This is a genomic window from Paenibacillus sp. 1-18 (assembly GCF_000520755.1).
Taxonomy (GTDB): Bacteria; Bacillota; Bacilli; order Paenibacillales; family Paenibacillaceae; genus Paenibacillus; species Paenibacillus brasilensis.
Genome location: NZ_ASSB01000142.1, coordinates 1 through 4,261, shown reverse-complemented (window position 1 = coordinate 4,261; position 4,261 = coordinate 1). Strand labels below are relative to the sequence as shown.

At 46.1% G+C, this 4,261-nt stretch carries 4 protein-coding genes and 1 pseudogene; 1 reads left to right on the top strand and 4 read right to left on the bottom strand.

What is annotated here, in order from left to right; genetic code table 11:
• Positions 1–217 precede the first annotated feature (217 nt).
• The 3 genes and pseudogenes from L693_RS0109645 to L693_RS0109635 form a co-directional block, all read right to left on the bottom strand.
• Positions 218–493: pseudogene (locus tag L693_RS0109645) on the bottom strand (dockerin); the annotation flags it as partial.
• Positions 494–573: 80 nt separating this feature from the next.
• Positions 574–1,914, bottom strand: a complete 1,341-nt coding sequence (locus L693_RS0109640) for an LLM class flavin-dependent oxidoreductase (RefSeq protein WP_025717088.1) — start codon at positions 1,912–1,914, stop codon at positions 574–576.
• A gap of 42 nt (positions 1,915–1,956) precedes the next feature.
• Positions 1,957–2,226 carry a glutaredoxin family protein gene (locus L693_RS0109635; protein WP_025717087.1) on the bottom strand — a complete coding sequence of 90 codons (270 nt, stop codon included), beginning with the start codon at positions 2,224–2,226 and terminating at the stop codon, positions 1,957–1,959.
• Between the two features lie 279 nt (positions 2,227–2,505).
• On the opposite strand from L693_RS0109635, the gene L693_RS0109630 reads away from it, so the two are divergent.
• The gene (locus L693_RS0109630; RefSeq protein WP_025717086.1) at positions 2,506–3,375 is read left to right on the top strand and encodes a DUF421 domain-containing protein; all 870 of its coding nucleotides are present in this window, start codon (positions 2,506–2,508) and stop codon (positions 3,373–3,375) included.
• A gap of 195 nt (positions 3,376–3,570) precedes the next feature.
• Here the strand turns inward: L693_RS0109630 and L693_RS0109625 are convergent.
• A partial coding sequence (locus tag L693_RS0109625; protein ID WP_025717085.1) for a sensor histidine kinase occupies positions 3,571–4,261 on the bottom strand: 691 nt, incomplete at its 5' end.

Genomic DNA, 4,261 nt, shown 5'->3' with positions numbered 1-4,261 from the left:
TGCAACAAAGCCTATAGAAATAGAGTGGCTACAGTAATTCGATTTACACATAGTCTGATTATTTTCTGATTTTGCTGATGAAAAACGGATATTCAGGGAACACATTCCTTAACTTGGGACAAGAACTTACATCGTTAAAACAAAAAAGCCGCCAATATAGCGACTTCCGGAAGAAACGGTCCTATCATCAGCTTTTTTGCGCTATTCTAAGTATTTTTTATCGAGTAGGAAAACGAGAAGCATCCTTCTTGATCTGGCTCCAGGTATAACGCAGCATCCAGGTATCCCACTCTGTTATCTTGGAAGAATTTCCGGCCCACATAATGGTTGGCGAGGGAAATCCACCGGGGGGACGATCATTTTCTTCATAGAAATCAGGCAAGCCGAATCCATGCCCCATCTCATGCTCCGTAACATGAACTTCATCAGAGTTCAGGGTGCTCAGGATATAATCATCAGACATGCGTTGCCCCCAGTCGCCACCGGCCCCACCGCCGCAATCCGTATAAACGGGATTGTGTTGACGGACTGCCTGACAGGATAATAACCTTCGACATACCGTTCCCTCCTTTATTACGCGTCTACCTTCACTTTGGCTCTAGCTGCGGTGTAGCGGTTTTCTGGAATGGGCACGCCCAGGTTTTCACGGAGTGTGCTAAATTCATAATCCTGACGATAAATCCCGCGCTCCTGCAAAATAGGCACAACCAGATTTACAAAGTCATGCAGACCCGATGGCACATCAGAGCCGATAATAAACCCGTCTGCTCCTTTTCTTTCAAACCACTCCTGCACCCGATCCGCCACCTGCTCAGCAGTCCCGATAAAAGAGGTTCTAGGTGTTGCTGAACGCAATGCAACCTCACGCAAAGTCAGATTTTGCTCTTTGGCTGTCCGTTTGATTTTATCTGTACCGCTGCGGAACGCATTGCTGCCAATACCCTCAAGCTCAGGGAATGGCTCATCCAGCGGATATTGTGAGAAATCATGATGATCGAAGAAACGTCCTAAATATTTTAGTGCGGCCTCAATGGTCACCAAATTGGTGATTTCCTTATACTTCCGTTCCGCTTCTTCCGCTGTGCTGCCGATAATCGGTGAAATGCCCGGTAAAATGACGATATCCTCTTCCGATCTGCCATAGCGGACCGCACGTTCCTTCACATCACGATAAAATTGCTGCGCTTCCTCCAACGTTTCATGTCCCGTAAACACAGCGTCCGCTTCCTTCGCAGCCAGGTTTTTGCCATCCTCCGAAGAACCTGCCTGGAAAATAACCGGCTGTCCCTGCTTGGAACGCCCAATATTCAATGGGCCCTGCACAGAGAAGAACTCGCCTTGATGATTCAGTGTATGAAGCTTTTCAGGGTCAAAGAATACACCGGTTTCCTTATCACGAATGAACGCATCCTCTTCCCATGAATCCCACAGCCCTTTGGTTACCTGCAAATATTCATCGGCAATCTTATAGCGCTGCGGATGCGACGGATGCTCGCCTTTGTTAAAGTTGAGGGCAGAGCCTTCCAGCGGAGAAGTCACCACGTTCCAGCCTGCACGACCGCCGCTGATATGATCAATGGAAGAAAATTGGCGTGCTACCGTAAACGGCTCGCTATAGGAAGTCGACAATGTGCCGACCAGTCCGATATGTTTCGTCACCCCGGCCAAAGCGGACAAAATCGTAATAGGTTCAAAACGGTTCAGAAAGTGGGGAATGGATTTTTCGTTAATAAACAGGCCATCTGCGATAAATACGAGGTCAAACTTGCCTTCCTCCGCCTTTTGCGCCTGTGTTTTATAAAATTCAAAATTAATACTCGCGTCTGCAGGCACGTCGGGGTGACGCCAAGTCGTCATGCTTCCCCCAACACCATGAATAATTGCACCAAATTTGATTTGTCTATTCTTAGCCATGAACTCATCCACCTCTCTTGAACATAATGATTTCCCGTCGGCTTATACCGCTTGATTGTAACTTTCCAGTACTTTAGCCAACGCTTCCAGATCCGGGTTGAGCAGAGCTTCATATTTGTTATCCCCACCTACCTCTACGACAGGGACATAACGAATACCATATTTGGTCTCCAGCACATCACGCAGTGCATCATTTCCGTCTACTTGAATATTTTCATACGGCTGATTTTGGGCCTCCAGGTACGATTTGATCTCTCCACAAAAATGACAGCCGGTTTTAATCCACAATACAACCTTTGGTTTGGACGACATATACATACCTCCGCAAGCTTAATGTTTATAATTCCGATGAATTAAATAAGAATTATATTTATAATGTATCCTTCTCCCCCTTTTCCGTCAATCGCCTGCTTAATAGACATTGATAATGCAACGATAGAAAATTTTAATACGGTCTACACGGTTTATCTAAAACTAGTGAGCTCAGCGTTTAAACAGACCTTAGTGCGGATATGCTTGGAATTCAGCGCACTTGCGGTGAAATGAAATGTAATGAAATGTAATGAAATGTAATGAAATGAGGTTGAGTACATGCAGGATTGGGCCGAGGTTATTACACGCACATTAATGGCTATCGCTATATTATTTTTAATTACCAAAATTCTCGGAAAACGTCAGGTGTCCCAGCTTTCCTTGTTCGAGTATATAACCGGGATTACGATAGGGAATCTGGCCGCTACCATTCCTATGGAGCGAGAATCTACTTGGTATTTAGGCTCTGTATCCTTGGCAGTATGGGTCCTGGTAACATTAGCAATTGAAATATTGCAAATTAAAAGCAAGAAAGTCAGGGATTTTGCGGATGGAAAAACCAGGACCCTGATCAAAGACGGCAAAATCCTAGAGGATAATCTGAAAAAGGAACGACTTACCCTGGATGAGCTTATGGAGCAGCTACGGAGTAAAAATGTATTCAAGGTATCTGACGTGGAGTTTGCCATTATGGAGACCAGCGGTGAGATCAACGTTCTGCTGACCAAAGACAAGCAGCCTGTGACGCTTAAGGATCTTAATATGCTGCAACTGCCGGAGAAGGAACCAACGGCTATTATTATGGATGGAAAAGTTATGGAGCAGCAAATGGCATACATGGGCATTACTCAACAATGGCTGGATGCCAAGCTGAAAGAAAAAAGTCTGACGGTCAAAGACGTATTTTTCGCGCAGGTGGACCCGCAAGGGGAGCTATACATTGACCAGTACAGTGATAACGTACAGATGTCCAAGGTACAGGACTCTAATCAAGCGGTGCTGACGCTGCTGGAGCAATGTACAACAGAACTGCAAAAGTTGGCCTCGAATTCCAGTGAGCAGCAAAGAAAGCAACTGTATGAGTTATGCTCACACAACTTGAAGGAAGCTATTCAGGAAATGCAGCCTATCAATTCAACTAACCCCTGAGCTATACGTCGTAGATGACATAAGAATATGAGTACACAACCAAAAGGGAGCGTCCTTTCAGCCGTTTATGGCTTTGAAGACGCTCCCTTTAGCCTGTCATGATTTCCTCTATGTTTACAGTAATCATACCGAATGCCAGCATTTTTTCTTTGAATAGCGGGTCATCGACCTTTTATTATCTGTGCCGGTGTGCAGTCAGCAGTTGCTGCTGCCTTTCTTTGCTTCCTGGTACAATGGCAGCAAAACTGTAACTGCCGCTCCTTCTCCCATCTTGCTGGATACAGATATAGATCCGCTATGCATCTCCGTAATTTTGTGGACTATGGAAAGTCCCAAGCCGCTGCCGCCTTCGGTTCGAGCCCGTGACTTGTCTGCTTTATAAAATCGTTCAAAAATGCGCTGCTGATCCTGTTCGTCGATGCCCGGTCCCGTATCGGCAATGCAGACAACCGCCTGATCACCGTTACTTGAAAGAGAAACAGATATGCTTCCACCCTGTGGTGTAAATTTAATGGCATTGTGAAGGAGATTCACCCAAACCTGGCCCAACAGATCCTCGTCCGCGTTGACCTCAACTTTATCCGCCTCCACAATCATGTCGATTTTTTTAGCCTCCCATTGCGGTTCGCAGGCGAGGATAAGCGATATCAACTGCTTATCCAGCCGATAACGGGACGGACGAAACGGATACCGCTCCGAATCCAGAACCGCCAGCTTCATGAGATTATCGCTCAGCTTGGACAGACGTATACACTCCGTCTCGATGATCGTCAAATACCGGTCTCGCTGCTCCTGATCCAGATTCTCATCCTTGAGCGCCTTCGCGAATCCGATGATCGAGGTCAGTGGTGAGCCGATTTCATGGGATACGTTCGAAATAAACTCC

Excerpts from the sequence above, each read along its gene's own strand:
- L693_RS0109640 (WP_025717088.1), bottom strand. The coding sequence starts at position 1,914 with ATGGCTAAGAATAGACAAATCAAATTTGGTGCAATTATTCATGGTGTT.
- L693_RS0109630 (WP_025717086.1), top strand. The coding sequence starts at position 2,506 with ATGCAGGATTGGGCCGAGGTTATTACACGCACATTAATGGCTATCGCT.
- L693_RS0109635 (WP_025717087.1), bottom strand. The coding sequence starts at position 2,226 with ATGTCGTCCAAACCAAAGGTTGTATTGTGGATTAAAACCGGCTGTCAT.